Below are 26,812 nucleotides of genomic sequence, written 5' to 3' on the forward strand. Positions count from 1 at the left end.
GGTGCTCGAGCTGGGTGTGCTGGTCTCGGGCAGCGGGACGAACCTGCAGGCCATCCTGGATGCCATCGGGCATGGGCGGCTGGACGCGCGCGTGCGGCTAGTCCTGTCCAACAAACCCGGTGTCGCTGCCCTCGAGCGCGCGGAGCGAGCCGGTGTTCCCACGAGGCTGCTCTCACACACCGAGTTCGCGACGCGGCAGGACTACGATCAGGCGATGGTCGAGGCACTGCGAACGGCTGGCGTCGAACTGGTGGTGCTCGCCGGATTCATGCGCCTGCTCACGCCGGAGTTCCTGCGCGCGTTCCCGAATCGAGTCATCAACGTTCACCCGGCCTTGCTGCCGGCGTTCCCGGGCATGCACGCCCAGGCGGCGGCGCTGGCCTACGGCGTGAGAGTGAGCGGCTGCAGCGTGCACTTCGTCGACGAAGGCGTGGACACGGGTCCAATCATCGCGCAGCGTGCCGTGTTGGTGCTCGACGACGACGACGAAGCCAGCTTGAGCGCGCGGATCCTGGAGCAGGAACATGCCTTGCTGGTCGAGACGCTCGCTTGGTTCGCCGCGGGCCGCGTCGAGGTCCTGCCGGCCAGCGCCCAGAGCCGCGCCCGGGTGCGCGTGAGGTCGGCATGACCGGGCGCCACTTCGACGTCGTGGTGCTCGGGCGCTCGCTGGGTGCACTCGCCTCCGCTGCGCTGCTCGCGCGGCGTGACTTCCGCGTGCTGCTGCTGGGACAGGGTCAGCGCCCCCCGAGCTACGACTACGAGCGCTTTCGCCTCAAGCGCCGCGCGTTCACGCTGCTCGTCGGGGCTTCGCCGGTGTGGTCTCGCTTTTTGCACGAGCTGGCCCAGAGCCAGCGCTTCAAGCGCATGGTGAAACCCCTCGACCCGATGTTCGTCGTGTCGAGTGAGGGACGCCACATTGAGGTTGCGCCGGACATGGAGCTCTACGCGCGGGAGATTGATCGCGAATTTCCCGAGGTCCGGCAGCTCGTGGACGAGCTGTACGCGACGTTTGCTCAGGTCAACGCCGCGGTGGACGCCGTGTTCGAGCGCGACGCCGTCTGGCCTCCCGGCACACTCTGGGAGCGCATCGAGACGCGACGGACCGCAGCACAGCTGCCCCTCGTGCGCGGCGCCGAGACCGACCTCCTGGGGAAGTTTCCAGTCGGCCACGCGTACCGCGACATCGTCACGTTGCCATCGCTGTTCGCCACCAACTTGTTCTCCGCGGGCGACTACCTTCCCCCGCTCGCACTCGCGCGCCTGCATGGCTCGTGGACCCGCGGCGTCCAGTCGCTCGAGCGTGACGAAGACGAGCTCGAGGAGTTCCTGCTCGAACGTATCGAGGCACACGGCGGCGAGTGTCGTCTGGGGCAACGAGCAACCTCACTGGTGGTGCGCTCCGGCAAGCTCGTCGGCGTCGTGGAGGACGGCGAAGAGGAGATGACCGGAGCTGACTTCGTGATCACGGACCTGTCCGGCGAGGCGGTAGCCGAGCTGTCGGGCGGTGATGGGGTCAGCGCCGGAGCGCGCCGCGACTGGCCGCGCCTCACCGCCAGTGCCGGGCGCTTCGTCGTGAGCCTGGTCGTGCACCGAGACCTTCTGCCCGAACCCCTCGGCGCGGAGGCCTTCCTCGTCCCGCGCTCCGGGGCCCGCCCAGACCCGCGACGCCCGGCGGTCCACTTGCAGCGCTTGGACGGGCCCGAGCGAGAGTCGACCCTCGTCGCCGAGACCATCTTGCCAGTTCGCGGCCCGCTCACCCTGCTCGAAGCGCGCGAGGCAGTTCTTTCCACGCTGCGGGCACACCTGCCTTTTCTGGACCGACATCTGCTGGTCATCGACTCGCCGCACGACGGCCTGCCACTCATCGACCACAGCCAGGGCAGCCCGCGTGAGATGGATCGCATCCACCTGACGAGCGGAACTCCGGGCTCCGAGCCCATGCAGTGGCTGTGGAGTGTCGAGCCAAGCGGATACCTGGACTTGGGCGGGGAGCCGATTCGTGGCCCCATCCCGGGCACTTATTTGGTCGGGACCACCGTGCTGCCGGCGCTTGGGCAAGAGGGCCAGCTGCTTGCTGCCTGGGGAGCCTGTCGGATCATCACCCGCCGGGACAAGGGCCGCCAGAAGATGCGCCGCCAGATGTGGACCAAGATAGAAACGTAGTATCCTCTCACTCGATGCGACGATCGGTCTCCGTTTTGCTGCTCGCCCTCGGGCTCTGTCTCATGGCTCGCCCGGCGGCGGCGCAGGGCAAGTCGACCGTCCAGGTGCTGGCGATTGGCAGCGAGGACGCCTTCGAACAAGCCCAGGCGCTGACGATCGCGCTCAAGCGCGGGATCACGCGCACCGAGGGCTGGGCACTCCACAAGGGGGACTACTCCCTCGAGGTGATGACGGCCGCCCTCGGCTGCCCCCTCCCGCCCGACGCCAACTGCCAGAAGAAGATCTCCGACAAGGTCGGCGCCACCCGCTACATCTGGGGCACGCTGGCCAAGAGTGGCAAGAAGCAAGTCGTGGCCGTGCTGCGGCTCTGGGAGAACGGCTCCCAGAAGAAGGACGTTGAGATCAAGTACGCCTCCAATCTCACGGATCCTTCCGATGACACACTGATGAGCATCGCGACGGACGCCTTCGCAAAGCTCACCGGTGAAGCCACCGGCATCGTCGTCGTCACCGCGGGCGGTGTGAACGGCAAGGTGTTCGTCGACGGCGAAGAGGTCGGCACCGTCACGGACGGGCGGACGGAGCTCACCCTTCCGAGCGGCGAGCACAAGATCATGGTCAAGGCCGACGGCTTCAACGACGCGCTCGGCACGGTGACCGTACGCGCGGGGTCCAGCGCCGAGGTCACCCTGAACCCCACGCCCGTTGGCAGCGGCCAACCGGCGAATGGGGATCCGACCGGCGACCACGGCAAAAGCGGCGGAAACAACAAGCTGCTGGGCTACATCGGCGTCGGTGTCGGGGGCGCGCTGGTGCTCACGGGCACGTACTTCGGCATCAAGACGCTCAGCCAGAAGAACGACGCGGCGTACGAGGACTTCCGCAAGGGCTCCGTGCCGGACGGCGAGGATGCGTGCAAATACGCCGAGTCGAAGGGGCGCGACGACATCGTCGAGTTCTGCGACAAGAACAAGCGCGACAAGACGCTGTTCTGGGTGCTCACTCCGGTGGGCGCGGTCATCACTGGCGTCGGCGTCTATTTCCTGGCGACGAGCGGCGACAAGAGCGAGGGCTCCAAGGCCAAGCTGCGTCATCCCCGGGTCCAGCCCCTGGTGGGTCTCGGTCCCGGCGGCGGTGAGCTGCGCGTGAACGTCGCGTTCTGAGTCTCGATGCGGGTGACCGGCGGGCGGCTCGGCGGGCGTACCCTCCGCGCGCCGAAGGGTGACCGCACGCGTCCAACGACCGACCGGGTACGGGAGAGCCTGTTCCAGATCTTGGGCGACCTGTCGGGGCTGGCCGTGCTGGACCTCTACGCCGGAACGGGCGCCCTCGGCATCGAGGCGCTATCGCGTGGGGCAGCACGCGCAACCTTCGTCGAGGTCGACCGCTCGGCACTCAAGGCGCTGCGCCAGAACCTGGAGGCGTTGGGGCTCGAGGAGGCGAGCCGAGTGCTCGGCTCACCCATCGAGCGCGCGCTGTCATCGCTGCGCAGCTCGGGACCCTACGATCTCGTCCTGGCGGACCCTCCGTGGGCGGACCTCGATGTGCTCGTCCGAGCGCTGCCAACGCTCCTCGCGACGCTGAATTTACCGACCTCCGCGCAGCTGATCATTGAGCACTCGGCGCGCGATTCCGTACATCTGCCCACTGGTGCGCCACTGGTCCTTTTGGACCGCAGAGACTGGGGCGACACGGCGGTTTCCATGTTCAGTCCCTCAAAGCCGGGAAAAGGCTGAGATTTTTTGTCGCCCGGGGGGAGCTGGCTGGACTATATTCCGCTGACCGCTCGAAGGATCGCTGGATGGCCCAATCGGTTGCGCCCCCGCCCAAAGGGGGAAGTGCTGGCTTCATCGCCGCGGCAGTAGTGATGCTGCTGTTGATGGGCGGGCTCATCTTCTGGAAGACGCGCGGTGGCGACGAAAAGCCTGCGCCGACCCCGCCGCCGCCGCCGCCGACGGCCACCGAGCAAGTCTTCGAAGCCCCTCCGCCTCCCCCTCCACCTCCCCCTCCACCGGAAGAAGACGCCGGCAAAAAGCCCGTGGGTAAGCTCGTTGGGGTTGGCGGTGGCGGCTGTAGCGGCGAGTGCAAGGGCACCGCGTCGGCCGCCCTTCGGTCCGCTCTGGCTTCAAAAGCCGGCGCGGCTCGAGGCTGTTACGAGCGCGGATTGCGGCAGAACGCCACGATGCAGGGGCGGCTCGTCATCAGTGTGCGGGTGGGACCCAACGGCCAGGTCTGCAGCGCCGGTGTGGCCAGCAACGCCCTCGGCGACCCCGGCGTTGCGTCGTGTGTGGTCGGCCTGTTCCGCTCGGCGGCCTTCCCCAAGCCCGAGGGGGGTTGCGTCGACACCCAAGTTCCGATGAACTTCGTGCCGAAGGGCGGAGGCAAGTGATGCGCGCTCGGAGTTACCACGGTCCAATGGCACTCGCGGCAAGCGTCGTGGTGGGTTTGTGTGTGGCGTGGGGTTGCGGCGACGACGACAACAAGACGCCGAAGGGCTGCGGCGACCTCCCTCTCTACGACGTGCACGATGCGTCGCCGAACGACATCGCGGCGCGCGAGCAGGCAGCAGCCGCAGGCTGTGTCACCAAAGCAGGAACCGCTACCACCTCGGACAATCCTCCGGCAGGAGGAGCAGGCGGCGGCGGCGGTGCGGCGGGTAGCGCCGGCGCGGGCGGCACGACGGATTCCGGCGCGGACTGATCCGGTCGCCGGTGACCTCTCGAGAGCCCTGTTTCGGCGTGCTCCTCAGCGTGGCCTACGAAGGTGGGCCGTTCTCTGGTTTTGCGCGCCAGCCTGAAGCACGCACGATCGCCGGCGAGCTCGACGGTGCAGTGCGCGCGATCGATCCGAGCGCGTCGCTCGTGCGCGGAGTGAGCAGGACGGACGCGGGCGTACACGCGCGCGCGCAGTGCGTCGCGTTCGATAGCGAGAGAGACATCCCAGCGCGGGGCTGGGCGCTCGCGTTGGCGCAGCATCTGCCTGACGAGATCTCCGTCGTGCGCGCGGCGCGCGTGCCCGCCGGCTACGATCCGCGCTCACACGCGCTCCGCAAGACGTACCGTTATTCGCTGCTCGAGAGTGTGGTTCGAGATCCGTTCCTCGCGCGACACGCCTGGCGCGTCGCCGAGAGGTTGAACCAGCCAGCCATGGAGAACGAAGCCCGGGCGCTCCTGGGTGAGCACGACTTCCGTGGATTTCGCGCGGCGGGCGACGCCCGCGATGACACCGTTCGGCACATCTTGCGCGCCGAGGTCGAGCGCTCCTCCGTGGACCCTCGCCGTCTCGACATCGTGGTGACCGGAAATCGCTTCCTGTACAAGATGATGCGCATCATCAGCGGGGCGCTGGTGGACGTCGGGCGGGGCCGGCTCGCGCCCGGCGCGGTCGACCGCGCACTGAAGAGCCTGTCCCGAGACGACCTCGGCATCACGGCTCCCCCCGAGGGTCTGTGCCTGGAGTCTGTGGTGCTCGATGCCGCGGGGACGGACGCGTGGCCTGACCAATTTCCGCGTGATTGACGAATCGAGGGTCGTAACGTAGTCACATGCCGCCCCTGGCGACCCGGTTTGGGCGGGCCGTACGGGTGAGGAGCATCCTGGATGGGACTGAAAGACAAGATCTCGGAACGCGGCAAGCGCATCCTCCTGAGCCCGACGGTCATGCGTTGGGTCTCGGACGACCGCGTGATGCGGGCCGCCGAAGGCCTGATGGATGCTCCCTCCCGCGTGAAGGCGGCGTGGAGCGTGTTGAAGAGTGGCCACGAGCTCCCCGCCATCGACCCAGCGGTCGATGACTCGATGGGTGAGGTGGACGCGCGTTCGACGCCGACGAAAGCGCGGACCAACGGTGCTTCGCATGCGACCGCCGCCACCGCCCGCTCCCTCGGCTCCGAGGACATGAAGGAGTCGCTCAAGGAGCGCAGCTCCCTGTCCGGCATCGGCGGCCGCGATGTGTTCGAGAAGTGTTTCCAGTTCAGCGCTGCGGACAACGCGCGCAAGATGGGGATCTACCCATACTTCCGGCCGCTGGATCTGAACGACGGACCCGAAGCCGTGATCGACGGCAAGCGCGTCGTGATGTTCGGTTCGAACAACTACCTCGGCTTGACCACTCACCCCAAGGTGCGCGAAGCCTCCAAGGCGGCCATCGACCGCTTCGGTACGAGCATGACCGGCTCTCGCCTCGTCAACGGCTCGATGAAGCTGCACGAGGAGTTCGAAGAGAAGCTGGCCGCCTGGTTCGGCAAAGAGAGCGCCCTCGTCTTCACGACCGGCTACCAGGTGAACATCGCCACCTGCTCCGCCCTGCTCAGCAACAAGAAGAGCGTCGGGGTCATCGACCGCAACGTACACGCTTCGCTCTACGACGGCGTGCGGCTGGGGCAGGCGGCGGGCGCGCGGCTGGTGCGTTACCGCCACAACGACGCCGAATCCCTGGACAAGGCCCTGGAGAAGATCGACGCCGGCGAGGGCGCCCTGGTCGTCACCGACGGGGTGTTCAGCGCAGAGGGCGAGATCGCAAAACTCGACGAGCTCGTGCCCGTGGTGAAAAAGCACGGCGCCCGGGTGTTTGTCGACGATGCCCACGCCCTCGGCGTGATCGGCCCGGGCGGACGGGGAACCGCTCACCTATTCGGCCTCGAGAACCAGGTCGACCTGATGGGCGGCACCTTCAGCAAATCGCTGGCCAGCATCGGCGGCTGGCTCGTCGGGGAGCGCAAGGTGCTGGACTACATCCGCCACTTTGCACCGAGCTTCCTGTTCGCCGCCGCCGCCGCCCCGCCCAACGTCGCGGCCGCCATGGCCGCCTTCGAGCTCTTGCAGGAAGAGGGTTGGCGGATCACGAAGCTGCGCGAGAACTTCTCCTACATGCGCGACGGTCTGAAGAACCTCGGCTTCGATCTTGGCCACACCCAGACCGCCGTGATCCCGATCTACATTCGGGAAGACCTGCGCACGATCATGATGTGGCGCGACCTCTTGGAAGAGTACGGCATCTACACCAACCCGTTCATCTCGCCCGGAGTCCCGCCGAAACACGCCATGCTGCGCACCAGCTACATGGCAACCCACGAGCGCGAGCACCTGGATCGCGGACTGGAAGCCTTCGAGAAGGTCGGCAAGAAGTACGGTGTAATCTAGGCGCTCATGCGTTCCGCACCCGCTGCCCTGGTCCTCGGCCTGCTGCTCTCCGCCGCGCCTGGGGCGCATGCAGCCTGCCCTGTGGGGCTGAAGCTCAGCGTCGACAACGACACGGCAGGCTCGGGTTATTCGGAGGTCAAACCCCAGAACTGGGTCAGTCACAACGTCGACGCCTGCAAGGGCACTTATCGTTACCTGAGCGCCTACGTCGGGGACGGCACCCGCAAGGGCAAGGCGATCTGGCAGCCCAAGATCACGACGGCGGGCATGTACGAGGTCACCGCGGGGTATCGGGCGTCGACGAACCGCACGAACGACGCCGACTACACCCTGTTCGATGACCTGGGCGGCAGCCAGAAAATGAGCGTCGATCAGACCAAAGGCAGCGGCTGCACCAAGGCGGTGATCGGGACGGCTTACTGCAGCGTCGGAGGCTCGTGCCGACTCGTTCTGGACGGCGACGACGGCAAGAGCGACGCCGCCGACGAGACAACCTTCGTGCTGAAGAGCTGCGACGCGAGTGATGCCGGCTCGGGCGGTCCTTGTGACGGGATCAAGGCCATCGCGAGCTACGAGCTCTGCACCGAGACGCCGACGACCTGCGCGGGGCTCTTCAACGACGCGTCGGGTTGCACCGCCTACTGCGCGGCGGCGGGCATGATCTGCACGGCTCGCTTCGGCGCCGCCCCGGGTTGTGTGAAGGAGGCCAACGCGCCCATCCCGTGTGGGGCCAACAACGCACATGGCTCCGACTGGTGTGAGTGCACCCTCCCGGCCGGCAGCGGCGGCGCGACCGGCAGCGGCGGCACCAGCACCGGCGGCACGACCGCAGCCGGCGGCGAAGCGGGTTTCCCGGCGACCGCGGGCAGCGGTGGCGCGAGCGCAGGTGCGGGTGGCAGCGGCGGCGGCTGGACGGGAACCGGAAGCACCGTCGCCAAGGTCGACGCGGGACCCAACACCAAGGGCGGCACGACTGCGGACGATGGCGGAGGTTGCGGCTGTCGCATGCGGCCTAGCTCGCCGGAGCGCTGGGGGATCGCGCTTCTGGCGCTGATCGCCGGGCTCACGCGGACACGCCGCCGATGTCCCCGCCCCTCACATTGACGCGCCAGCCGCAAGGGCATTAGCTCTCGCGCGACATGTCGGTAGAAGTTCGTGAGACCCCAATTGGTGGCGACCTCGGCGATTTCCTCAACGTCGTCGACTACGTGTACCGCGATGATCCCAAGTACGTTCGGCCGCTCGACTTCGACCTGAAACAGCGGCTGAGCAAGAAGAACCCGTTCTTCGAGCACGCCGAGGGCACCACCTTCACGGCCCACAAGAACGGTTGGTGCGTCGGCCGCGCCACGGCGCAGATCGATCGAGGTCACCTCGAACGTTACAAGGACGACGCCGGATTCTTCGGATTCCTCGACACCATCGACGATCCGGAGGTCGTGAAGGCGCTGCTCGACGCCGCGGCCAAATGGCTCTCGCGCCGGGGCATGAAGAGCATGCGCGGGCCTTTCTCCCTCAGCATCAACGAGGAAATGGGCTGCCTGATCGAAGGCTTCGACACACCGCCGATGATCTTGATGCCGCACCACCAAGCCTATCAGGGCGGGTTGATCGAGGCGGCGGGGCTCGAAAAGCTCAAGGACGTGTTCGCCTGGCGCTACACCGTGGGCAACGTACCCAAGCGCGCCGAAAAGGCCATGAAGGACGTCGAGGCGATGCCCGAGGTCACGCTCCGCCACGTGGACAAGTCCAACGTCGAGCGCGACGTGCGCATCATCATGGACGTCTTCAACGACGCCTGGAGCGATAACTGGGGCTTCGTCGCGCTGACCGAGGCCGAGCTCGCCAAGATGGCCAGCGAGCTCAAGCCGATCTTGATGCCGGAGCTCACCTACATCGCGGACATCGACGGCGAACCCGCGGCGGTGGCGCTGGCCCTCCCGAACATCAACGAGCTGATCCCAGATCTGAACGGCAAGCTGTTCCCGCTCGGCGCGCTCAAGCTCCTGTATCGCTTGAAGGTGAAGGGACCGACGTCGGCGCGCCTGATCATCCTCGGTATTCGCAGGAAGTATCGCGGCGTGAAGAAGTACGGCGGGCTGAGCGCCTGCCTCTACGCGAAAATGCACCGCTCCGCCGAGTCGATCGGCGTCAAGTGGGGTGAGCTGTCGTGGACGCTCGAGGACAACCACCCAGTGAACGTCGGCATCAAGTTCATGGGTGGCGAGATTTACAAGAAGTACCGGGTTTACCAGCGCGACCTCGAGTGAGGGAAACCTCGGCGACTTCCGAGTGCAATTGGGCTTCGGCGGGCAAGGCGCGCTATCCTCTCGAGCCGTGCGCCCCTGGTTACGCCCCGCTTCGGTCGTCGCGACCGCGCTCTCGTTCGTAGCCTGTAACGGCGGGGACGAAGATGGCGGGCCGAAGGTCCCCGGCGACGGTGGTGGCACCGGCAGCAAACCCGGCAGCGGTGGCACGACCCAGAGCGGCGGCAGCGGCGGTCTGATCGCGACGGGCGGCCAGGCCGGCAGCACGAGCGGCGGCGCGGCAGGCAGCGCCGGCTCAGGTGGCGCGGGCGGCACTCTCCCCGCGGGTCCGACGCGTTACCCGGCAACCGCGGTGACCTCGCCGATCACCGAGTACGTCGCGACGCGACTGCGGGCGATTGCAGACCAGAACACCACCCGCAAGGGTGACGTGTTCATGAAGGTGGGCGACTCCCATACCGTCAGCAAGAACCTGATGTACTGCTTCGCCGGCCCCGCCCAGGCGAGTTATCAGCTGAACCTCGCGGGCCACGACGCACTCTTGCCAAGCATCCAGCATTTTCGAGGAGGAATGGCCGCCGGCACCACTCCCTTCGATCGTGCGTCGCTCGCGGCCGTCATCGGTAAGTCCGCCAGCTGGGCAACGAACGGCAGCCCTTCGCCCATTGCCCAGGAGCTCGGCGCGCTCAACGCGCGGTTTGCGCTGGTCAGCTACGGCACCAACGACATGCAGATGGGCGTCTCGTTCTCCAGCGCCCTCTGGCCGTTTCACGAGAACATGTCGAAGCTGCTCGAGCAGCTCGAGGGCGACGGCGTCATCCCGATCGTCGCGGGCCTCTTGCCGCGTGGCGATGGCGCGCTGGCCGCGATCTGGGCCAACGTCTACGACATCGTGACGCGCGGTCTCGCCGAGGGTCGGCAGCTTCCGTACCTGAGCGTCTACCTGGCAACCAAGGACCTGCCCAAACAGGGCCTGGCCGGTGACGGTCTGCACGGCAACGCTTACGTCGCGGGCACTACCCAGCCGTGTGTGTTCACGGGCGCAGGGCTCGCGTACAACTACAACGTTCGCAACCTGCACAGCATGGAGCAGCTCGACGTGGTGAAACGCGTCGTGCTCGACTCCGCCGCCGCACCCGACCCCACGCTGCCGGCCACGCAAGGTGATGGCAGCCCGACGACCCCATTCGTGATCGACGCGCTGCCGTTCACCCACCACGCCAGCACCACGGACTCCCCCAACAGCGCCATCGGCGTGTATTCGGGCTGCGGCTCCAGCGCAGACGAATCGGGCCCCGAGCTCTACTACACGCTGGTCGTGACGCAGCCGACGCCGATCCGAGCGATGCTCTTCGACCGGAGCGGAGTCGACGTGGATCTCCACCTGCTGTCGGGTGGCATGACCGGGGCCGCGTGCAAGGCGCGGCACGACCGGCTGATTGAACGCACACTCCAGCCCGGCACCCACACCTTCGTGGTCGACAGCTTCGTCTCCGCGGGCAAGCCGCTGTCGGGGCAGTTCATGCTCGCGATCATGCGCTGCGACCCGAGCGATACCGCGTGCCAGTGAGGGCCTTCTGCCCCGGGACGTTCTGCCGTAGAGTCGTGGTCATGCTGCGCTCGCTCCTTCGAGGCGTCACGTTCGGCACCCTCGCCGTGTGGTTCTTTTCGGCCTGTTCCAGCGACGGCAACAACGGACCACCCACGACGCCCTGCAATGACCAGACGAAGGGCGCCGCCCCCATTTGTGGCAAGACCTGCGCGAACAAATGCGGGTGTGGGACCTGCCAACCGGGCGCGCAGACCTTCATCGGGAGCGTGGCCTACGTCTGCACGGGAAATTGTTTCAGCCTCGCGAGCGGCACTGGCGGAACGAGCGCCGGGGGAGGCGGCACCACCAGCACCGGCGGCAGCGGCGGCAGCGGCGGGCTCGACTGCAAGACCGTGGACTGCAACGCCGATCCACCGGTGTGCGGCGCATGCACCACCTGCCCGTGCTGCAGCTGCAACGAAAACGCCACGAAAGACATCGGCGGCGTGACCCACCTGTGCACGAGCGGCTGTTTCCAACCGTTGAGCGCCGACGGCGGCTGACCGTTCAGGCCCCGACGCGGAAGTAGGTCGCGCCCGCAACGGCCAGCGGAGTCGGCGCGTTCTTGAGACTGCGCCCCAGGGCCTCGATGGCCTCGGTGTCGACGTAGAGTCCCGCGCCCCAGCCGTCGGGTGCGTCCGCCTCGTCGCGGTGCGCCGCGGTGTCCGCATACAAAGCTCGGCGCAAGGGTTCACTCGGGCACGAAGCCACGGCGACGAACACGCCGTTTTGCTCCGGCAGCTCCGTCCCGGCTTCGTCACTCAACCAGCGCCCGCCGTGGGTGACCACACCCACGGTGGCAAAACCCTGCTCGGTCAGGCGCGCGCGCACCAGCTTGATCCAGGCGATTGGATCCTCGGTTTGATCACCCTCGGCGACCTCCAGGTAGAGCGCGTGCCCCAGGTCGAGCGCTCGGACGTCGCTACCCAGCGCGAAGATCCCGAGCGCCTCGCGCCAGGTCGCCCGGAACTTCTGCCAGCGCTCCACGAACTCCGCGCGCTCCAGCGCGTACTCCTCGGTCTCGAGGTCGACCCACGAAATCAACAGCCCAAACGCGTTCTCGTCATCCATGCTGCGCCCGAGCCGGAAAATCAGTCGGCCCGGACGAGCTTGTCAATCACGAGCGCGTCAATCGACCACCAGGGGCTCGCGCTTGGCCCGTCGCCTGAGGGCGTTCAGCGCGCCGAGCACGCGAGGCTTGCGAACCACGCGCCGCACGAGCCGATGTTTTCCGGGGAACTCCAGCAGAACGAGGGCCATCAGCATCGTCAGGACGCCTTGGCCCGGCAGAAACAGCATCGCGACTCCGGCCAAGAGCAGCGTGAGCCCCGCCAGGTTCTTGAGCACACGCGCCACCAGACCGAGCACCGGCCCCTGAACGATGCGGGGTTCGGGCGAGTCGGCGTGGGGCGCGAAATAATCGACGGGCAACCGCGCCACCAGATAGGGCAGCGCCAGCAGGCTGCCGACGAACATCACGATCGAGAGCAGCGTGAGCGCGACCTCGACCCGCGGGTCGAGCAACAGCTCGAGCACGGGTTGTGCCCAGGGCGGCAGGGTCGAGCGAAGCCAGGGTGACACGCGCGGAACCTAAGTCTCCGCACGAGCCCGTCGAGCAGCCTCCACCGCGGCCAGCCCGGCTCGCGCCTTGTTGCGGGTCTCTTTCGCCTCCAGCGCGGGCACACTGTCGGCCACGATGCCAGCGCCCGCGCTCACTTCGAAGCGCCCGTCCCGGAGCACCACCGTGCGAATCGCGATCGCAAAGTCGAGATCCAGACCCGCGCTCACGTACCCGACGGCGCCCCCGTAGACACCGCGCGGGCGTGACTCCAGCTCCCGCACGATTTGCATGGCGCGGACCTTGGGTGCCCCCGTCAGTGTCCCGGCGGGGAAGGTCGCCCTGAGCACGTCCCACGGACCCACCTCGGGGCCGAGCTCCCCCGCGACCTCACTGACGATGTGCATCACGTGACTGAAGCGCTCGACGAGCATGCGTTGGTCGAGCCGCACGCTGCCGGCGCGGCTGACGCGCCCGACGTCGTTCCGCGCGAGGTCGATCAACATCACGTGCTCCGCGACCTCTTTTGGATCCGCCAGCATCTCCGCCGCGAGCTCGGCATCTTCGTCCGGTGTGCGGCCGCGTCGCCGTGTGCCGGCGATGGGCCGAACGGTGACGGTGGAGCCTTCGACGCGGACGAGCGTCTCCGGACTGGCGCCGGCCAGAGCCAGCGCCGGCGCATCCGCTCGCGCGGGCATCTCGAACAGGTACATGTACGGCGCGGGCGACAGCACTCGCAGCGCGCGGTACACGTCGAAGGCATCCGCGCGCCCTGCCGGGACGGAGAACGTGCGCGCGACCACGACCTGGAACGCATCCCCGCTGACGATCAGCTCCTTGACCCGCTCGACCCGCCGACCGTATTCCTCGTCGCTCGTGTCGACCTCCACGTCCGCCGGAAGCTGCGCCGTGTCCGGCGCCGGGAACGGAGACAGGGCCGGCACGCGAGCGAGCAGCGCTTCGACCCGATCGACCTCACTCGAATCGGTCCCCGCCACGGTCGCGGTGTGAGTCAGATTGTCGAAGACGATCAGCGTCGGCTCGCCGAGCAGCCGCACGATGGGTGTCGGCGGTCCGGGCCAGTCGTCGACCTTGAAGGCCGAGTGGACCGCGTCGTAGGTGACGACGCCGAAGTGGGCCGTGGCGAGCCGCCGGGCAATGTCGGGCTCAGCGCCCGCTCGGGTCGGCAAGCGCGACTGCAAGGTCGCAAACGGATCGACCCCGGACTGCGCGGGCAGAACAATCTCGCTCCGCGGTCGCACGCCCAAGATCGAATATCTGCCCCAGCGCTCGCCGGGCACCACGCTCTCGAGCAAGAAGCTCCCGCGCCCGGCGTCGGTCCGGAGCGCGGCGTAGGCGCCGACCGGGGTGATCCCGTCGACGATCAGCTTCTTTTCGAACACCTGCATGTGGCTCCCATTCTTACCAGGTTGCCCGGCAGACCGCGCCTCGGGTGTATGATCTCCGGTGCCATGTGGCCAAGGTTCGCCGTCGTGATCGTCATACTCGTCTTCGGGCCAACCGCCTGCCGACGGGTGAGCACGCGGACACTCGAAGACACGGAGGCACGTCGCGTCGAGGCCGCCTGCGACCGCGAGGGAGAGTGTGCGTTGAAGCTCGTCCGCGGTGAGCACGCGCCGGACAAGACGGGCCTGGCGATCCACACGACCGGCAACCTCATCGCGCTCTGCGACGTGGGACCGAGCAAGAAACCCGATGCAACCACCGACTGCCGCGCGCTCATCTGCGAGGGCGACGATGATTGCCCGCCCATGCACGGGCTGAAACACGGTACCTGCATCAACCACCTGTGTCGCGAACCGACGGCCCGCATCGGGGTCGACGACGCGGTGGTCCTGTGTCTCGCCGGGACTGGCCTCGGGACCACCGTGCCGGACCGCCTCGCGATGGCCTTGAGCTGCGGAAGCCCGTGCCGGGTCCCTACCGTTTGCCGGCAACCGTGAGCGTCAGCAGGAAGTTTCACGCTGTCGGGCTGGTCGGCGAGCGGACCTTCGGCTAGCTTTCCGCCCCCATGCTGGAGTCCCGCACCGTCCGCGCGAGCGTCGCTCTCGCGGCCTACGCCGAGCCCGTGCTCGAAGGTCGCCGAGTTCTCGTTTTCGGTGACTCGTCCTCGGGGCTGGCCGAGCAGCTGGTCGAGCGCGGCGCACGCCTCGTACACGTCTACGACCCGGACGCCGCGCGTGTGGCGGAGAGCGCGGTGCGCAACACCTCACGCAACATCGCCATCGCGGCTCTCTCGGACATGGGCCTGGCGCTGCGCGATGGGGCCTTCGATGTCGGCCTGGTCGAGGACCTCACCTTGACGGGCCCGGCCCACTCCGTGCTGAAGCGCCTCAAGCGCGCGTTGTCCCCGCGCGGTGTCGGGCTCGTGGCAGCACCCAACCCCGAGGTGCGCACGCGCCTGCTTCCAGGCGGCCCCAGCTTCGACTCTGCCCTCGATTATTATCAACTCTACGACGCCGTCTCCTCGGAGTTCGAGCACGTGCGCATGCTCGGGCAGACACCGTTCGTGGGTTTTGCGGTGGTCGACTTCGCAACCCAAGGTGCGCCGGAGCCGTCGTTGGATACCGCCTTCGTGCCGGGTGGCGCCGAGGAGCCGGAGTGGTTCATCGCGTTTGCGAGCTCCATCCCGCTTCGGCTCGACGAGTTTCAGATCGTTCAGCTGCCGATGAGCATTCTCGGCTCCACTCCCCGCAGCACCGCGGGCGACCTCGAGCTCGGTTCGGCCCGCGAGGCCGAGCGGCGAATGCGCGAGCGCATGGCCGATCTCGAAGCGCAGACGAGTGAGCTTCAAGGGCAGCTGCGTACTGCGCAGACGCGGGACGCCAGCGCCGACGAGGTCATCACCCTGCGAGCCGAGCTGGCCAAGCGCGAGCGCTGGGTCGCCGAGGTGGAGGCGCGCGCATCGGTGGCCGACGCCCGAGCCGATGAGGCCGAGAGCGAGCTGGAATCCATGCGCGACGCCATCGCCAAGGAGCGCGAGGCGGCCGGCGAGCCACTGCGGGCGCTCGAGGCTCAGGTGGCCGCGCTCAGAGAAGAGCTGGGCCGAGCAAGCAGCGAGAGCCACGAGCTTCGGGAGCGCATCGCCCAGCAGGACCAACGCATCTCGGTCTTGACGGCCGTGGACACCGAGAACGAGGGGGACGAGCTCGGCGCTCTCGAGACCCAGCTCGAGGCGCGGGGCGCCGAGGTGCGGCGCCTGGAGCGGGAGCTACGTCAGGTCGAGCGCCTGGGCCGCGAGCTGCTCGAGAGCCTGACCCGGCTGGCGGAGCGCAATGCCGCCAGCGAGGCAGATCTGGAGGCCGCTCGCTGGAGCTTGATGGCCGCGGCGGGCAGCGGCGGCGCCGAGGTGGAGCGCCAGCTGGAGCGTGCCCGCACGGCCCTGCAAGAGCGCCTGGTCCTCGAGGCCCAGGCCCGGAAGGCGGGCCTCTCGTGAGCGAAGGGCAAGATCAACCCGGCCGACCTGGACGCCGCGCGTTGACAGGAAGTTTCGGAACCTTACCTTCTTGCGTCATCCTCGTCCTGGCCTGGGGCCCGGTCCAATGAGCGAGAAGCGCGACTTTTACGAGGTCCTCGAGGTCCCGAAGGACGCCGCGGCGGACGACATCCGCAAGGCGTACCGGAAAGCTGCGCTCAAATACCACCCGGACCGAAACCCCGGCGACGCCGCTGCCGAGGAGAAATTCAAGGAGGCCACCGAGGCCTACAGCGTGCTCTCGGACGAGCAGAAGAAGGAGCAGTACGACCGCTTCGGCCACGCCGGATTGGGCCAGGGAGGCTTCGACTTCCAGCACGCCGGGGTCGGCGACATCCTCAGCCAGTTCCAGGATCTGTTCTCGGACTTCTTCGGAGGCTTCGGCGGTTTTTCAGGGGGTGGTCAGCGCCGGCGCCGCGGACCCGAGCGCGGTCAAGACGTGCGGGTCGAGGCCGCCATCAGCCTCAAGGACGCCTTTGCCGGCACCAAACACGAGGTCGGAATTCGGGGCAGCGCGCCTTGTGACACGTGCGGCGGAAGCGGCGCGCAGGCCGGCACTCGACCCGAGCGTTGTTCGCAGTGCAACGGCAACGGCCAGGTGACGACCCAGCGTGGGTTCATCATGTTCAGCACCACGTGCCCGCGCTGCCGCGGCACCGGCGAGCACATCGCAAAACCCTGCGAGTCTTGCTCGGGCACACGCTACGTCGAGAAGAAGCGGAAGGTGCTGGTCACCTTCCCAGCTGGCATCGATACCGGGCAGACGTTGCGTGTTCCAGGACAAGGCATGCCCGGTCCCGCCAACGGTGTGCCCGGCGACTTGTACGTCGACGTCGTGCTCGAAGAGGACGCGACGTTTCAGCGCGACGGACAGGACCTGGTAGCACGCCGACAGATCTCGTTCCCGGAAGCGGCGCTCGGCGGCGACGTCACACTGGAGCTACCCGACGGAGTCAGCGTCAGCGCCGACGTCCCGGCGGGCACTCAACCCGGTACCGTGATCAGCATTCGGGGCAAAGGCATGCCACGGCTCGACGGGCGGGGCCGGGGTGACTTGCACATCGTGGTCGAGGTTGCAGTCCCGAAGAAGCTCAGCCGGCGCGCGAAGAAGCTCTTGCAAGAGCTCGAAGAAGAGCTGGGCGAGAGCGACGACAAAGAAGCCTGCGTGGGCTGAACCGCACCTGCGGCAAGACGCTGTCAGCCGAAGCGCGCGCCCAGCTTGCCGAGCGAGTCGAGGGTGTCGCCCCAGCTGGACGGCTGGGAGTCTTGGCACAAAAAGCGCTCGATTTCCGGCAGCGCCGCGATGGCTCGATCCACACGCGGGTCACTGCCCTTGGCGTAGGCGCCCAGCGTGATCAGGTCGCGTTTGTCCTCGTAGACCCCCACCAGCGCTCGCACCTTCCTCGCAGCCTCGAGGTGCTCCCGCTCGACCACCGCGTCCATCACCCGCGATAACGACTGCACTGCATCGATCGCTGGGTAGTGGCCGCGAGCCGCGATGCGCCGATCCATGACGATGTGACCATCGAGGATGCCGCGCACTTCGTCGGCGATGGGTTCGTCCATGTCGCCCCCTTCGACGAGCACCGTGTAGATGGCTGTGATGGCACCCTTGTCACTTTGTCCGCTGCGCTCCAGCAAGCGCGGCAAGAGCGCAAACACACTCGGCGGGTACCCGCGTCGAGCCGGCGGCTCCCCCGCCGCCAAGCCCACCTCGCGCTGGGCGCGCGCGACTCGCGTCACCGAGTCGACCAGCAGCATCACACTCTTGCCTGCGTCGCGGAAACTCTCGGCCACGGCCGTTGCAACCTGCACCGCTCGCAGACGCTCGAGCGCCGGTGCGTCACTGGTCGCCACGACCACCACGGAGCGACGCCGGCCGGCTTCGCCCAAGGAGTGCTCCAGAAAATCTCCGACCTCTCGACCTCGCTCACCGACGAGGGCGACGACCACGACGTCCGCCGTGGTGCCGCGGGCGATCGCACCGAGCAACGTGCTCTTGCCGACACCCGACCCAGCAAACAAACCGACACGCTGGCCGACCCCCAGGGTCATGAGCCCGTCGATGGCGCGTACTCCCGTCGCCATCGGCTCAGTCACCGGGCGCCGCCCCAGGGCAGGCGGCGGCGCGCGGTCCACCGGAACCGAAACGAGTCCGGGCGGCAGCGGCTGACCATCCGCGGCACGACCGAGGCCGTCGAGCACACGACCGAGCAACCCGGGTCCGGTCCCGACCGAGAGCGGTGCGCCCGTCGACTCGACGGGATCGTCCACCCCGACACCGGTGAGCTCTCCGAGCGGGATGGCGACTGCCTCGCCGGCGTCGAAACCCACGATCTCGGCCGACAGCGGCGAACCCCGGCGCTTCAGCACCACCACGTCGCCAACCCGCGCACCCGGCAGCGCCAACCGCACCGAGAGCCCGGTTACCGCCCGGACTCGCCCCTCGACCAGGAGCGCCGGGGACTCCGCCAGGCGGGCCTTGAGGGCGTCGAAATCCATGCGCCGTCGAGGGTACGGCTCCCGCCCGGCCGAGCCAACACCCAAGAGTTGCCCCCACTCGGGCAGAGGTGCCACGCTTTTGCCGTGCGGACCCTGCTTTTTCTAATCGCGGCCGTCGCGCTCGGCCAGGCCGGTTGCCGGGTGTCGGCGAGCGCCAACCTCAACGCCGGTAACAAGAAGGGTGAGGAGTTCGACGACGAGCCCCCTGTTCAGGGACAGGGCCAGACGGACCCAATGCCGTCGGAGTACGCACTGCTCGGCGCGCGCCACGACGTCACCCTCGCGCCGGACAAGAAGACTCCCGTCTGTAGCTGCCTCGCCGCTGCGCTCGGCGGGCCAGGCGATCCCGCGTTCAAGTGGGCGGGACCGGTTCCTGCAATCGACGCCGAGTCGCAACTGGTGATCGCCGTCAGCTCCGAGGGCATCGCCTGCCCGGACGCGAAGGAAGACAACCTGGGCGCCTCGTACTGGGGTTACAGGCTCTCTGGTGACGACGTGATCGTCACCGTCGAAAACTCCCGCAACGGCCGGCCCATCATGGGAGGCGCGATCATTCCGAAACCCCTGGGTGATGGCCAGGTGTACGTGAAGCCTGCGAGCAAGGCCGTGCCGTACGGCAAGCCGCTCGCGACGGCCGACAAAGTCTGCAAGCTCGGCAATCCAGGTCCGGTCCGCAAGTCGGGGAAGAGGCCCGCCGGCAGCGCCGAAGAAGAAGACGACAACTGGTGACGCTTCAGCCGGTCTGAACGCCGAGCGCCTTGGCCAGCGCCGCGCGCCGCTCGTGGATCACCGTCCCGAGATTCGAAACCACGAACGCGGCAAACTGGTCCTTGGGAACGGGCGAGCAGACCTCGGCGTAGGCGTACTGGATCGCGCGCCGCATGTCCGCGGCTGAATCGAAGCGATCTTGCGGCTCACGCGACATGGCGCGATGCACGATCTCCGCCACCGCGCGCGGTGTCCCCGGGGGAAGCGGCGGCAAAGGCTCGCCGAACTTGATCTGGCGAACCACCGTCGCAATGTCACCTTCGTAGGGCAATCGGCTGGAAATCAGGCGGTAGAGCACCACCCCCGCCGCCCACACGTCGGTGCGCCGGTCAGGTGACAAGCGCAGCACCTGCTCCGGTGCCATGTAACTCACCTTGCCCTTGAGCACGCCGGTTCGGGTCACCTCGGCCAAACGCTCGGATGCCTTCGCCACGCCGAAGTCGATCAGCTTCACGTCGCCGGACGAGCTCAACATGATGTTGGCCGGCGAGACGTCGCGATGCACCAGGTTGACGAGCTCACCGTTCTTGTCGCGCAGCTCGTGGGCGTTGTGCAGTCCCAAGCACGCCTCGCCGACGATGCGCAGGGCAATCGACAGCGGGACCTCTTTGCCCTTGGCGCTCATGGTCCTGAGCAACGCGCTCAGCGAATCCCCCTCGACCCACTCGAGCGCGACGAACGGAATGTCGCCGTGCATACCCACGTCGCGGATCGAGACCACGTTCGGGTGGCGGATCTCCGACAGCAGGCGCGCCTCGTCCAGGAACATGTGAACGAAGGACAGGTCCGCCGACAGGTTCGGTAACAGAGTCTTCAGCGCGACCACCTCGCGCTCGCCGCTGCGGCGTTGCCGGGATGCCAGCCACACCACAGCCATGCCGCCCTTTGCGATCTGCGTGACCAGCTGGTAGCGGCCCACGTATCCACCCGCCGCGAGAGGTGTTGGGATCGCAGGCACCAGCGGCGGCTCCGACGCCATGCTCACGACCCGCGCCCACCGGCTTGCGAGTGGGCTCGTCTCAGTGAAAGTGTCCTCCCCCCAGTCGCTCTCAGGCGGTTTGTCGGGAGGCCCCTCTGGCGGATCGCGTTGATTCATCCGGAGTCCAGACCGTCTCAGAATACAGAGCCAGGGGCCCTGAGCAAAAAGGGCACTCGCGGCGGGCTTATCCCGCGGTGAAACCGCGGGCGGCGCTGGGGAAGACAACGGACCCGAGGCTCGGTGTCGCCAAGCCCGGTCGAACAAAGTCCGACCTCGGCCGCGGAAAAGACGACTGCACACTCGCCCAGTGATATGGATTTCCGAGCGCATGTCCGACCGTGGCTTCGAAGCTGCACCGCCGTTTCGGCTGATCTCCCCCGGAGCGCCCGCTGCGCGCCCGATGTCAGCGTCGCCCACGTTCCACGTCGCACGACAAGACGCGGTCGCTTGGCTCCAGACCCTGCCGACCGCGAGCGCGGATCTGATCATCACCGACCCTGCCTACGAGTCGCTGGAGAAACACCGCGCTGTCGGCACGACGACTCGGCTCAAGCGCAGCAAGGCCAGCAGCAACGACTGGTTTCACATCTTCCCCAACGCGCGCTTCCCGGCGCTCTTCAGCGAGCTGTACCGCGTGCTCGCGAACCATCGCCACCTCTACATGTTCTCGGATCAAGAGACGATGTTCGTGGTGAAGCCCATCGCGGAGCAGGTTGGCTTCAAGTTCTGGAAGGCCTTGATCTGGGACAAAGAGAGCTTGGGCATGGGGTACCACTACCGCTCACGCCATGAGCTCATCTTGTTCTTCGAGAAGGGCAAGCGCCGGCTCGCCGATCTGTCAATCGCCGACGTGCTCCGCTGCCCGCGCATCCGCGGCGGTTACCCCGCCGAGAAACCAACCGCGCTTTCGGAGATCCTGATCCGCCAGAGCACCGACCCGGGAGCTCTGGTGCTGGATCCGTTCACGGGCTCGGGATCGGTCGGCGTCGCCGCCGCCGCCCTGGGCCGGAATTTTCGCGGCACCGACGTGTGTGAAGAGGCGGTTCGGACGGCTGAAGCACGCCTCGCCGAAGCGGGTGCCCAGCGAGACGACAGCATGTAGAGTCTTCGCGTGGGGATGACCGGCAACCAGTATAGAAGGCTCGTCGCTCGCTACATTCTGTCTGCGTACGCGGGGCGTGGAATTCAACTCTACGAAGAGGTGAGCCTCGGCACGAGCATCATCGGCAAACAGCGGCGGGTCGATCTGCTCTTGGTGTTGCCAACGAGCGGGGACGCGCTGGCTCTCGAGTGCAAGTACCAGGACTCGTCCGGCACGACCGACGAGAAGATCCCCTACGCACTGGAAGATCTGAAGGCCCTGCGGATCCCGGCGGTCATTGCCTACGCCGGGGCGGGCTGGTCCCACGGCGTCATGCACCTGCTTCAGAGCTCGTCGCTGGCTGCCTTCTGTCTGCCCGACGACACCTTCAAACCCACGCCGCGCAAACAGGGCGACTCGATCGACAGCGGCACCTGGCAACTCGACCACGTGCTCGCCCAGACCTTTCGCTGGTGGGACGTCGTGCTCTCGGGGCGGACGCCGCTGCTGGTATGAGTGACGAGCCGGGCACGGTGATCTGGGCGCGGCGAGCGCCCGGCCTGCGCGTCGTGCTGTTCTTGATCTTCGCTGCCAGCTTGCCCTTCACCTGGACGGAAGAGACCGAGAAGGGGTGCAGCGGCGGCGCCGCTGGCGCACCCGTGCTGCGCACCGGCTGGGAACATCTGAGTCACAGCTTCGAGGCGTTTGCCTGGGTGCTCTTGTTCGCGCTCAGCCCGATTGCGCTCATCTTCCTGATTCGCCAGAGCCGCACCTGGGTTCGCCTACTCGCGCACGTCATCGCCGCGTTCTCGAGCGCGCTGCTATTCGGGCTCGCGCACTTCGCCGCGACCTTCACCCTCTTCAGCCACATTCGGCTGTTTCCGCCGGCGCTGATCGGGCTCGGGGCCGCCGCGGCGGCCGCCCTCGAGGCGGCAGCGCGTGCGCTCGGGGAGCTCGGGCAGCTGATCCGCGAACGCCGCGCGCGCAAGGCCCTCGAAAACCCGCCGGCACCCGAGTAGCGCGCGTGCGATACTGCCCGCAATGCGAAGCCTGGGCTGGGTGGTGGGCGGGGCGCTGAGTGCGACGTTGCTCGTTGCGGCGTGCGGCGGTGACGACGCCGGCGGCGGGGGTGGTTCCGGCGGCGGAACGGGAGGACTTGGCGGCGTCAGCGGCTCCGGCGGCTCCGGCCTCACGGGCGGCAGCGGCGGGGCGGGCGGCAGCGGTGCGGGTGGCAGCGGCGCCGCGGGCGGGACCGGCGGCAGTGGCGGCGTGAGCGGAGGAGGCACCGGCGGCGCTGCGGGCAGCGGCGGAACCGGGGGACCGAGCCCACTGCCCTACGACCTGCACATGCTCGACCGCCTGCAGTGCAAGTACGACAAGGGTGCGCTCACGACCGAGACGGTCGGCCCCAGCGTACCGCACGGCGACACGCTGCCGTTCGAGCACATCGTGGTGTTGATGATGGAGAACCGCAGCTTCGACCACTACTTCTCGAAGCTGCCGGCCTACGGCGTGAAGGACGTCGACGTCGCGACGGATCAGGACTTCAACATCGACCCGACGAACGGCGAGAAGATCTACCGGTTCCACGAGACCCGCTTCTGCATTCAGGACGTGGACCACGACTGGGAGCCGGTTCACGAGCAGTGGAACCAGGGCAAGATGGACGGCTTCGTGAAGACGAACAACCCGGGCGGCGCGCGGGCCATGGGTTATCACGATCAGAACGATTTCCCGTTTTATTACTGGATGGCCAAGACGTTCTCGATCAGCGATCGGTTCTTCTCGTCCACGCTCGGTCCGACCTGGCCCAACCGTTTCTTCTTCTACGCGGGGACGGCTTGGGGAAACACCAAGACCGAGACGGTCGATCCGATCGCCGACCCCATCTACAAGACGGCGCCGCGGATCACGGATCTGATGAAGGCCGCCGGCAAGTCCTTCAAGGTCTATCGCGACGGCATCACGTCGTTCGCCACGGTGTTCGGCCTCACCAGCGAGAATCTGGGTGGAAAGATGTCCGACTTCAACTCGGACGTGGCCAACGACACTCTGCCGGGCCTGGTGCTGCTCGATCCGGCGTTCAGCGGCCCGTATCAGAACGACGAACATCCGCCGAGCAACCCGCAGCTCGGGCAGAAGCTCGTGGCGGACGTGTACGCCACGCTCACCTCGAACCCGGCGGTCTGGAAGAAGACGGTGTTCTTCCTGATCTACGACGAACACGGCGGCTACTACGACCACGTGCCGCCACCACAGGCCTGTGAGCCCGACTTGATCCTGCCCTACTCCCACAGCTACAGCAGGCTCGGCGTTCGCGTCCCGATCATCGTGGCGTCGCCGTACGTGAAGGCCGGCTACGTCAGCCATTTCCAGGCGGACCTGACCAGCGTGACGCGCTTCATCGAGAACCGCTTCGATCTCCCGGCGCTCACCGCACGCGATGCGAACGCCTGGCCGATGCTGGACCTGTTCGACTTCGCGAGCCCGCCGTTCCTGACGCCACCCACCGGAGCGCCCAGCGCCATGCCCGACGCAGCGCACATCAAGTGGTGCGAGACGAATCCGCCCGGAACCGGCAAACCTTGAGCCAGTTGCGCGCCCCGCGGCCCCGCAGCTAGGCTCCACCCCGACTGGCACGAGTGGCGGAATTGGCAGACGCGCCGGATTTAGGTTCCGGTTTCCGAGAGGAAGTGAAGGTTCAAGTCCTTTCTCGTGCACTGGATTCAGTTTGGTTTTCTCGTGTTCCTGCGCGATGCGCCTCGCGACTGATCCGACCGAAAAGCGCGATGGTGGCCCACTGTTTCCCTCCGGAGGCTAGAGTTGGATCGTCACTCAACGCGGAGTTCGCGGCACGTTTGGTGGGCGCCAATCCTCTTGGTGTCCTGCGGCGGCGTGTCGTCCAAGAACAACGGTCCAGACGGATCGGCCGGAGCAGGGGGAAGCGCTGGAAGCGGTGGAGGCGGAGGGAACCTGGGATCGGAATGGGCTTGCCTGAACGAACCCATCGAACCTTCCTCAGGGCTCGTCGCCAAGGTCTCCGTACGAGTTACTCCTTTTGCGTCGTCCGGCGCTGTTGATTCAGCGCTAGTTCGAACCTGTGATCCGACGGACCAGCTGTGTGCATCTCCTCTTGCCAAGGCGACCACGGACTCTGCTGGCAAGGCCAGCTTGGAATGGCCCGTCGCTCCGGCAGGCTGGAGCGGGTACTTCCGGGTAGAACGCTCCGGCTTCGTGACCACGGATGCGTTCGTGTTCCCACCCGTGACCCAGGCAACGGACGCGGTCATGATCGAGGTTCTTAGTGAGCAAGCCGCAGATCAACTTTTCGCGTTTCTGGCAATCTCGCCCAAGAGTGACAGCGTCCAGTTGTTCAGCCGACTGTGGGATTGCACAGACACACCGGCGGAAGGGGCCGAATTCACGGCTTCCCCCGTTGGGGCCAACTCCCTTCGATGGTTTCAGTCCGGAACTGTGCCGGACACGGAGGCAAGCGCCACGGACGAGACCGGCGGCGCAGGGTACTTCAACCTCCCGGCTGGCCAGATCCATGTGAACTGGCGGGTCTCTGGAGTGCCCATTGTTGAAGCAGACGTAGGATTTCCCGCAGGACGCTTTGCGTACTTCTCTGCGATGCCGAGCAGGCTGATTCACTGACAGCGCTATGGAAACCCGCTCGCTATGCGCACTCGTTTCAGCACTCATGCTGTCGTGCGGCGGACACGATGAGGGTGAGGTGCCGCACCATGTGTACAGCCGGCTCAGCGCAGGGGGATTCACCTCGTGTGAAATCGAAGACGACCGAACCGTGAGGTGTTGGGGGGCCGGCGATCCAACACGACCTGCAGAAAATACGGCGGCCAAGTTCCTTCACTCGGTGGGTTGTGGAGCTCGCTGATGTGCTCGCGAAGATCCAGACCCGGGCGAAGGCGGCGCAGTCCCCGGCATGGGGGCGACCGGCAACCGTCAAGCTCTAGATGACCGGTGGCCCGTCCCGGTCCGGACCCAGTCCTCGGTGCGTCCATGGCCAGGCGAGCGTGACGAACGTGGCCCTGAGATCATGCGCAGTCAGGCTAGTGAAGCCGTTGCCAGGCGTAACTTGTGTGTTACACTCGGACAGGAGACGCTGCCATGCCGAGGCGACCGAAAACCGGGTTCGACAAGTTCTTCGACGCCCAGATGAAGGACGCGGGGTTTGCCGCTGAACACCAGAAAGCCAAGCGCGAGATCGACGCCGTGGACACGATCGTCCGAAGGCTCGACGCGGCACGGCTGGAACTCGGCATGAGCAAGGCCGAGCTTGCACGGCGCATCTCGGCCAAGCCGGAGATCGTCCGCCGGCTCTTCACGGACGAGGAGGCAAACCCCACGATGGCCACCGTCGTCAAGTTGGCGGCGGCGCTGCACCTGAAGGTCGAGCTTGTCCCTGCAACTCCGAAAGCATCGACGAAGGACAAGCGGACGGGCGCTGCCGGCACCGCTGCGTAGGCTACATTTCGACGCTTCTTGGTGTCCGCGAGCGGCACTCGTCTCCGAGTGCTCGGACCTCGGCGTAGTCGGCCGACGAGAGCTTCGTCTTGAATGGCTTGTCCCTGCCCACGATGATCACGATGCTCGGGCCGCCGAGCCCGAGCGTCGCGCCATTTCGTTCGAGCAAGCAGAACAGCCGGTAGTGATGCCGGTCTGGCCCATCGACGCGAACCTCGTACCAACCCTTCATCTCGTCGTGCATGGCTTCCCAGTAACCACCGCCGCTGAACGATGGTGGGGGTGCCGCAGCCACCGCTTGGAGCACGGCCACCATCTTTGCCCGCACGGCCTCGGGGCACGCCTCCAGAAAAGCTCGGCCAGGAACCGAGCGGTCGAACCGCCGGAAGAAGTGGACGAGCCACGGGCCTCTCCACGGCGCCGCTACCGTTGGTTGTGCCTTGCGCTTCGTGGCCACGACCTGAGCCTACGACGTGACCCTCGGCCTACCGAACGACATTCAATTCTGCTCGGCTGAATCGTCGGCGAATCGTCGGCACCGCCGCGAACGAGCCCCAACGACGCTGATCGCCCTCTCGCAACATCGCGGATCACCTCGGTTCGCATCCGTTCGCGACACAAGCTCCCGATTTAGGTTCCGGTTTCCGAGAGGAAGTGAAGGTTCAAGTCCTTTCTCGTGCACTAGTGAGATCGTTCAGCTAGTGGATGATCCGTTCCGGCGGCGGATCGTCGTCACCTTCGAGCGTACGACGTACCCTCCGGTCAGACACGGTAGGTT

Annotated in this window: 28 protein-coding genes and 1 tRNA gene; 23 read left to right on the top strand and 6 right to left on the bottom strand. The window is 67.0% G+C overall.

The genetic code is table 11. From position 1 onward, the window contains the following. Position 1: 1 nt before the first annotated feature. The 12 genes from IPI67_07250 (at position 2) to IPI67_07305 (ending at position 11,665) form a co-directional block, all read left to right on the top strand. Positions 2-628 (top strand): phosphoribosylglycinamide formyltransferase, encoded by a 627-nt coding sequence (locus IPI67_07250; protein MBK7579989.1) that lies wholly within the window; start codon positions 2-4, stop codon positions 626-628. After that, positions 625-2,163 carry a phytoene dehydrogenase gene (locus IPI67_07255; protein ID MBK7579990.1) on the top strand — a complete coding sequence of 513 codons (1,539 nt, stop codon included), beginning with the start codon at positions 625-627 and terminating at the stop codon, positions 2,161-2,163. The genes IPI67_07250 and IPI67_07255 overlap by 4 nt, the downstream gene beginning before the upstream one ends. A 14-nt stretch (positions 2,164-2,177) precedes the next feature. Next, a complete protein-coding gene (locus tag IPI67_07260) occupies positions 2,178-3,326 on the top strand; it encodes a PEGA domain-containing protein (protein ID MBK7579991.1) in 1,149 nt (382 codons plus the stop codon). A 6-nt stretch (positions 3,327-3,332) separates the two neighbouring features. Continuing rightward, positions 3,333-3,899 (top strand): 16S rRNA (guanine(966)-N(2))-methyltransferase RsmD, encoded by a 567-nt coding sequence (gene rsmD, locus IPI67_07265; GenBank protein MBK7579992.1) that lies wholly within the window; start codon positions 3,333-3,335, stop codon positions 3,897-3,899. A gap of 65 nt (positions 3,900-3,964) precedes the next feature. Continuing rightward, positions 3,965-4,552 carry an AgmX/PglI C-terminal domain-containing protein gene (locus tag IPI67_07270; protein MBK7579993.1) on the top strand — a complete coding sequence of 196 codons (588 nt, stop codon included), beginning with the start codon at positions 3,965-3,967 and terminating at the stop codon, positions 4,550-4,552. A 26-nt stretch (positions 4,553-4,578) separates the two neighbouring features. Next, positions 4,579-4,863, top strand: a complete 285-nt coding sequence (locus IPI67_07275; protein ID MBK7579994.1) for a hypothetical protein — start codon at positions 4,579-4,581, stop codon at positions 4,861-4,863. 11 nt (positions 4,864-4,874) lie between these two features. Next, positions 4,875-5,681 (top strand): tRNA pseudouridine(38-40) synthase TruA, encoded by an 807-nt coding sequence (truA, locus tag IPI67_07280; GenBank protein ID MBK7579995.1) that lies wholly within the window; start codon positions 4,875-4,877, stop codon positions 5,679-5,681. An 81-nt stretch (positions 5,682-5,762) separates the two neighbouring features. Then, entirely contained in the window at positions 5,763-7,304 is a 1,542-nt protein-coding gene (locus IPI67_07285; protein MBK7579996.1) for an aminotransferase class I/II-fold pyridoxal phosphate-dependent enzyme, read from the top strand. Positions 7,305-7,310: 6 nt separating this feature from the next. After that, positions 7,311-8,408: a hypothetical protein gene (locus IPI67_07290; protein MBK7579997.1), complete on the top strand. Its 1,098-nt coding sequence runs from the start codon at positions 7,311-7,313 to the stop codon at positions 8,406-8,408. 35 nt (positions 8,409-8,443) lie between these two features. Further along, positions 8,444-9,574, top strand: a complete 1,131-nt coding sequence (locus IPI67_07295; protein ID MBK7579998.1) for a hypothetical protein — start codon at positions 8,444-8,446, stop codon at positions 9,572-9,574. A 67-nt stretch (positions 9,575-9,641) separates the two neighbouring features. Next, complete coding sequence (locus IPI67_07300; GenBank protein ID MBK7579999.1) at positions 9,642-11,141, top strand: SGNH/GDSL hydrolase family protein; 1,500 nt, start codon at positions 9,642-9,644, stop codon at positions 11,139-11,141. A gap of 41 nt (positions 11,142-11,182) precedes the next feature. Then, entirely contained in the window at positions 11,183-11,665 is a 483-nt protein-coding gene (locus IPI67_07305) for a hypothetical protein (GenBank protein MBK7580000.1), read from the top strand. Positions 11,666-11,669: 4 nt separating this feature from the next. Here the strand turns inward: IPI67_07305 and IPI67_07310 are convergent, their stop codons facing one another. From IPI67_07310 to IPI67_07320, 3 genes are all read right to left on the bottom strand, one after another. Next, the gene (locus tag IPI67_07310; GenBank protein ID MBK7580001.1) at positions 11,670-12,233 is read right to left on the bottom strand and encodes a hypothetical protein; all 564 of its coding nucleotides are present in this window, start codon (positions 12,231-12,233) and stop codon (positions 11,670-11,672) included. A gap of 57 nt (positions 12,234-12,290) precedes the next feature. Then, on the bottom strand, positions 12,291-12,638 hold the full coding sequence (locus IPI67_07315; GenBank protein MBK7580002.1) for a hypothetical protein: 348 nt from the start codon (positions 12,636-12,638) through the stop codon (positions 12,291-12,293). Positions 12,639-12,752: 114 nt separating this feature from the next. Continuing rightward, positions 12,753-14,129, bottom strand: a complete 1,377-nt coding sequence (locus tag IPI67_07320; GenBank protein MBK7580003.1) for an anthranilate synthase component I family protein — start codon at positions 14,127-14,129, stop codon at positions 12,753-12,755. Between the two features lie 63 nt (positions 14,130-14,192). On the opposite strand from IPI67_07320, the gene IPI67_07325 reads away from it, so the two are divergent. The 3 genes from IPI67_07325 (at position 14,193) to dnaJ (ending at position 17,390) form a co-directional block, all read left to right on the top strand. Continuing rightward, entirely contained in the window at positions 14,193-14,684 is a 492-nt protein-coding gene (locus IPI67_07325) for a hypothetical protein (protein MBK7580004.1), read from the top strand. A 68-nt stretch (positions 14,685-14,752) separates the two neighbouring features. After that, positions 14,753-16,177 (top strand): hypothetical protein, encoded by a 1,425-nt coding sequence (locus IPI67_07330; GenBank protein ID MBK7580005.1) that lies wholly within the window; start codon positions 14,753-14,755, stop codon positions 16,175-16,177. A 106-nt stretch (positions 16,178-16,283) separates the two neighbouring features. Continuing rightward, the gene (gene dnaJ, locus IPI67_07335; protein ID MBK7580006.1) at positions 16,284-17,390 is read left to right on the top strand and encodes a molecular chaperone DnaJ; all 1,107 of its coding nucleotides are present in this window, start codon (positions 16,284-16,286) and stop codon (positions 17,388-17,390) included. A 23-nt stretch (positions 17,391-17,413) separates the two neighbouring features. Here the strand turns inward: dnaJ and IPI67_07340 are convergent, their stop codons facing one another. Beyond that, on the bottom strand, positions 17,414-18,718 hold the full coding sequence (locus tag IPI67_07340; protein MBK7580007.1) for a FliI/YscN family ATPase: 1,305 nt from the start codon (positions 18,716-18,718) through the stop codon (positions 17,414-17,416). 84 nt (positions 18,719-18,802) lie between these two features. Between IPI67_07340 and IPI67_07345 the strand changes: the two genes are divergently transcribed. Further along, positions 18,803-19,447: a hypothetical protein gene (locus IPI67_07345; GenBank protein ID MBK7580008.1), complete on the top strand. Its 645-nt coding sequence runs from the start codon at positions 18,803-18,805 to the stop codon at positions 19,445-19,447. Between the two features lie 4 nt (positions 19,448-19,451). Here the strand turns inward: IPI67_07345 and IPI67_07350 are convergent, their stop codons facing one another. Beyond that, positions 19,452-20,465: a serine/threonine protein kinase gene (locus IPI67_07350; protein MBK7580009.1), complete on the bottom strand. Its 1,014-nt coding sequence runs from the start codon at positions 20,463-20,465 to the stop codon at positions 19,452-19,454. 400 nt (positions 20,466-20,865) lie between these two features. On the opposite strand from IPI67_07350, the gene IPI67_07355 reads away from it, so the two are divergent. From IPI67_07355 to IPI67_07385, 7 genes are all read left to right on the top strand, one after another. Continuing rightward, positions 20,866-21,567, top strand: a complete 702-nt coding sequence (locus IPI67_07355) for a site-specific DNA-methyltransferase (protein MBK7580010.1) — start codon at positions 20,866-20,868, stop codon at positions 21,565-21,567. A 9-nt stretch (positions 21,568-21,576) separates the two neighbouring features. Then, the gene (locus IPI67_07360) at positions 21,577-22,062 is read left to right on the top strand and encodes a hypothetical protein (protein MBK7580011.1); all 486 of its coding nucleotides are present in this window, start codon (positions 21,577-21,579) and stop codon (positions 22,060-22,062) included. Then, positions 22,059-22,565, top strand: coding sequence for a hypothetical protein (locus IPI67_07365; GenBank protein ID MBK7580012.1), 507 nt, complete (start codon positions 22,059-22,061; stop codon positions 22,563-22,565). The genes IPI67_07360 and IPI67_07365 overlap by 4 nt, the downstream gene beginning before the upstream one ends. A 22-nt stretch (positions 22,566-22,587) precedes the next feature. Then, complete coding sequence (locus IPI67_07370) at positions 22,588-24,135, top strand: hypothetical protein (protein ID MBK7580013.1); 1,548 nt, start codon at positions 22,588-22,590, stop codon at positions 24,133-24,135. A 47-nt stretch (positions 24,136-24,182) separates the two neighbouring features. Further along, positions 24,183-24,266: transfer RNA gene (locus tag IPI67_07375), tRNA-Leu, on the top strand. A 451-nt stretch (positions 24,267-24,717) separates the two neighbouring features. Beyond that, positions 24,718-25,203, top strand: coding sequence for a hypothetical protein (locus IPI67_07380; protein ID MBK7580014.1), 486 nt, complete (start codon positions 24,718-24,720; stop codon positions 25,201-25,203). Positions 25,204-25,677: 474 nt separating this feature from the next. Next, positions 25,678-26,034: a helix-turn-helix transcriptional regulator gene (locus IPI67_07385; protein ID MBK7580015.1), complete on the top strand. Its 357-nt coding sequence runs from the start codon at positions 25,678-25,680 to the stop codon at positions 26,032-26,034. A gap of 1 nt (position 26,035) precedes the next feature. On the opposite strand, the gene IPI67_07390 is transcribed toward IPI67_07385, so the two are convergent. After that, positions 26,036-26,491, bottom strand: coding sequence for a hypothetical protein (locus IPI67_07390; GenBank protein MBK7580016.1), 456 nt, complete (start codon positions 26,489-26,491; stop codon positions 26,036-26,038). Positions 26,492-26,812: the final 321 nt, after the last annotated feature.

It is taken from the genome of Myxococcales bacterium, from assembly GCA_016706225.1.
GTDB lineage: Bacteria > Myxococcota_A > Polyangia > Polyangiales > Polyangiaceae > JADJKB01.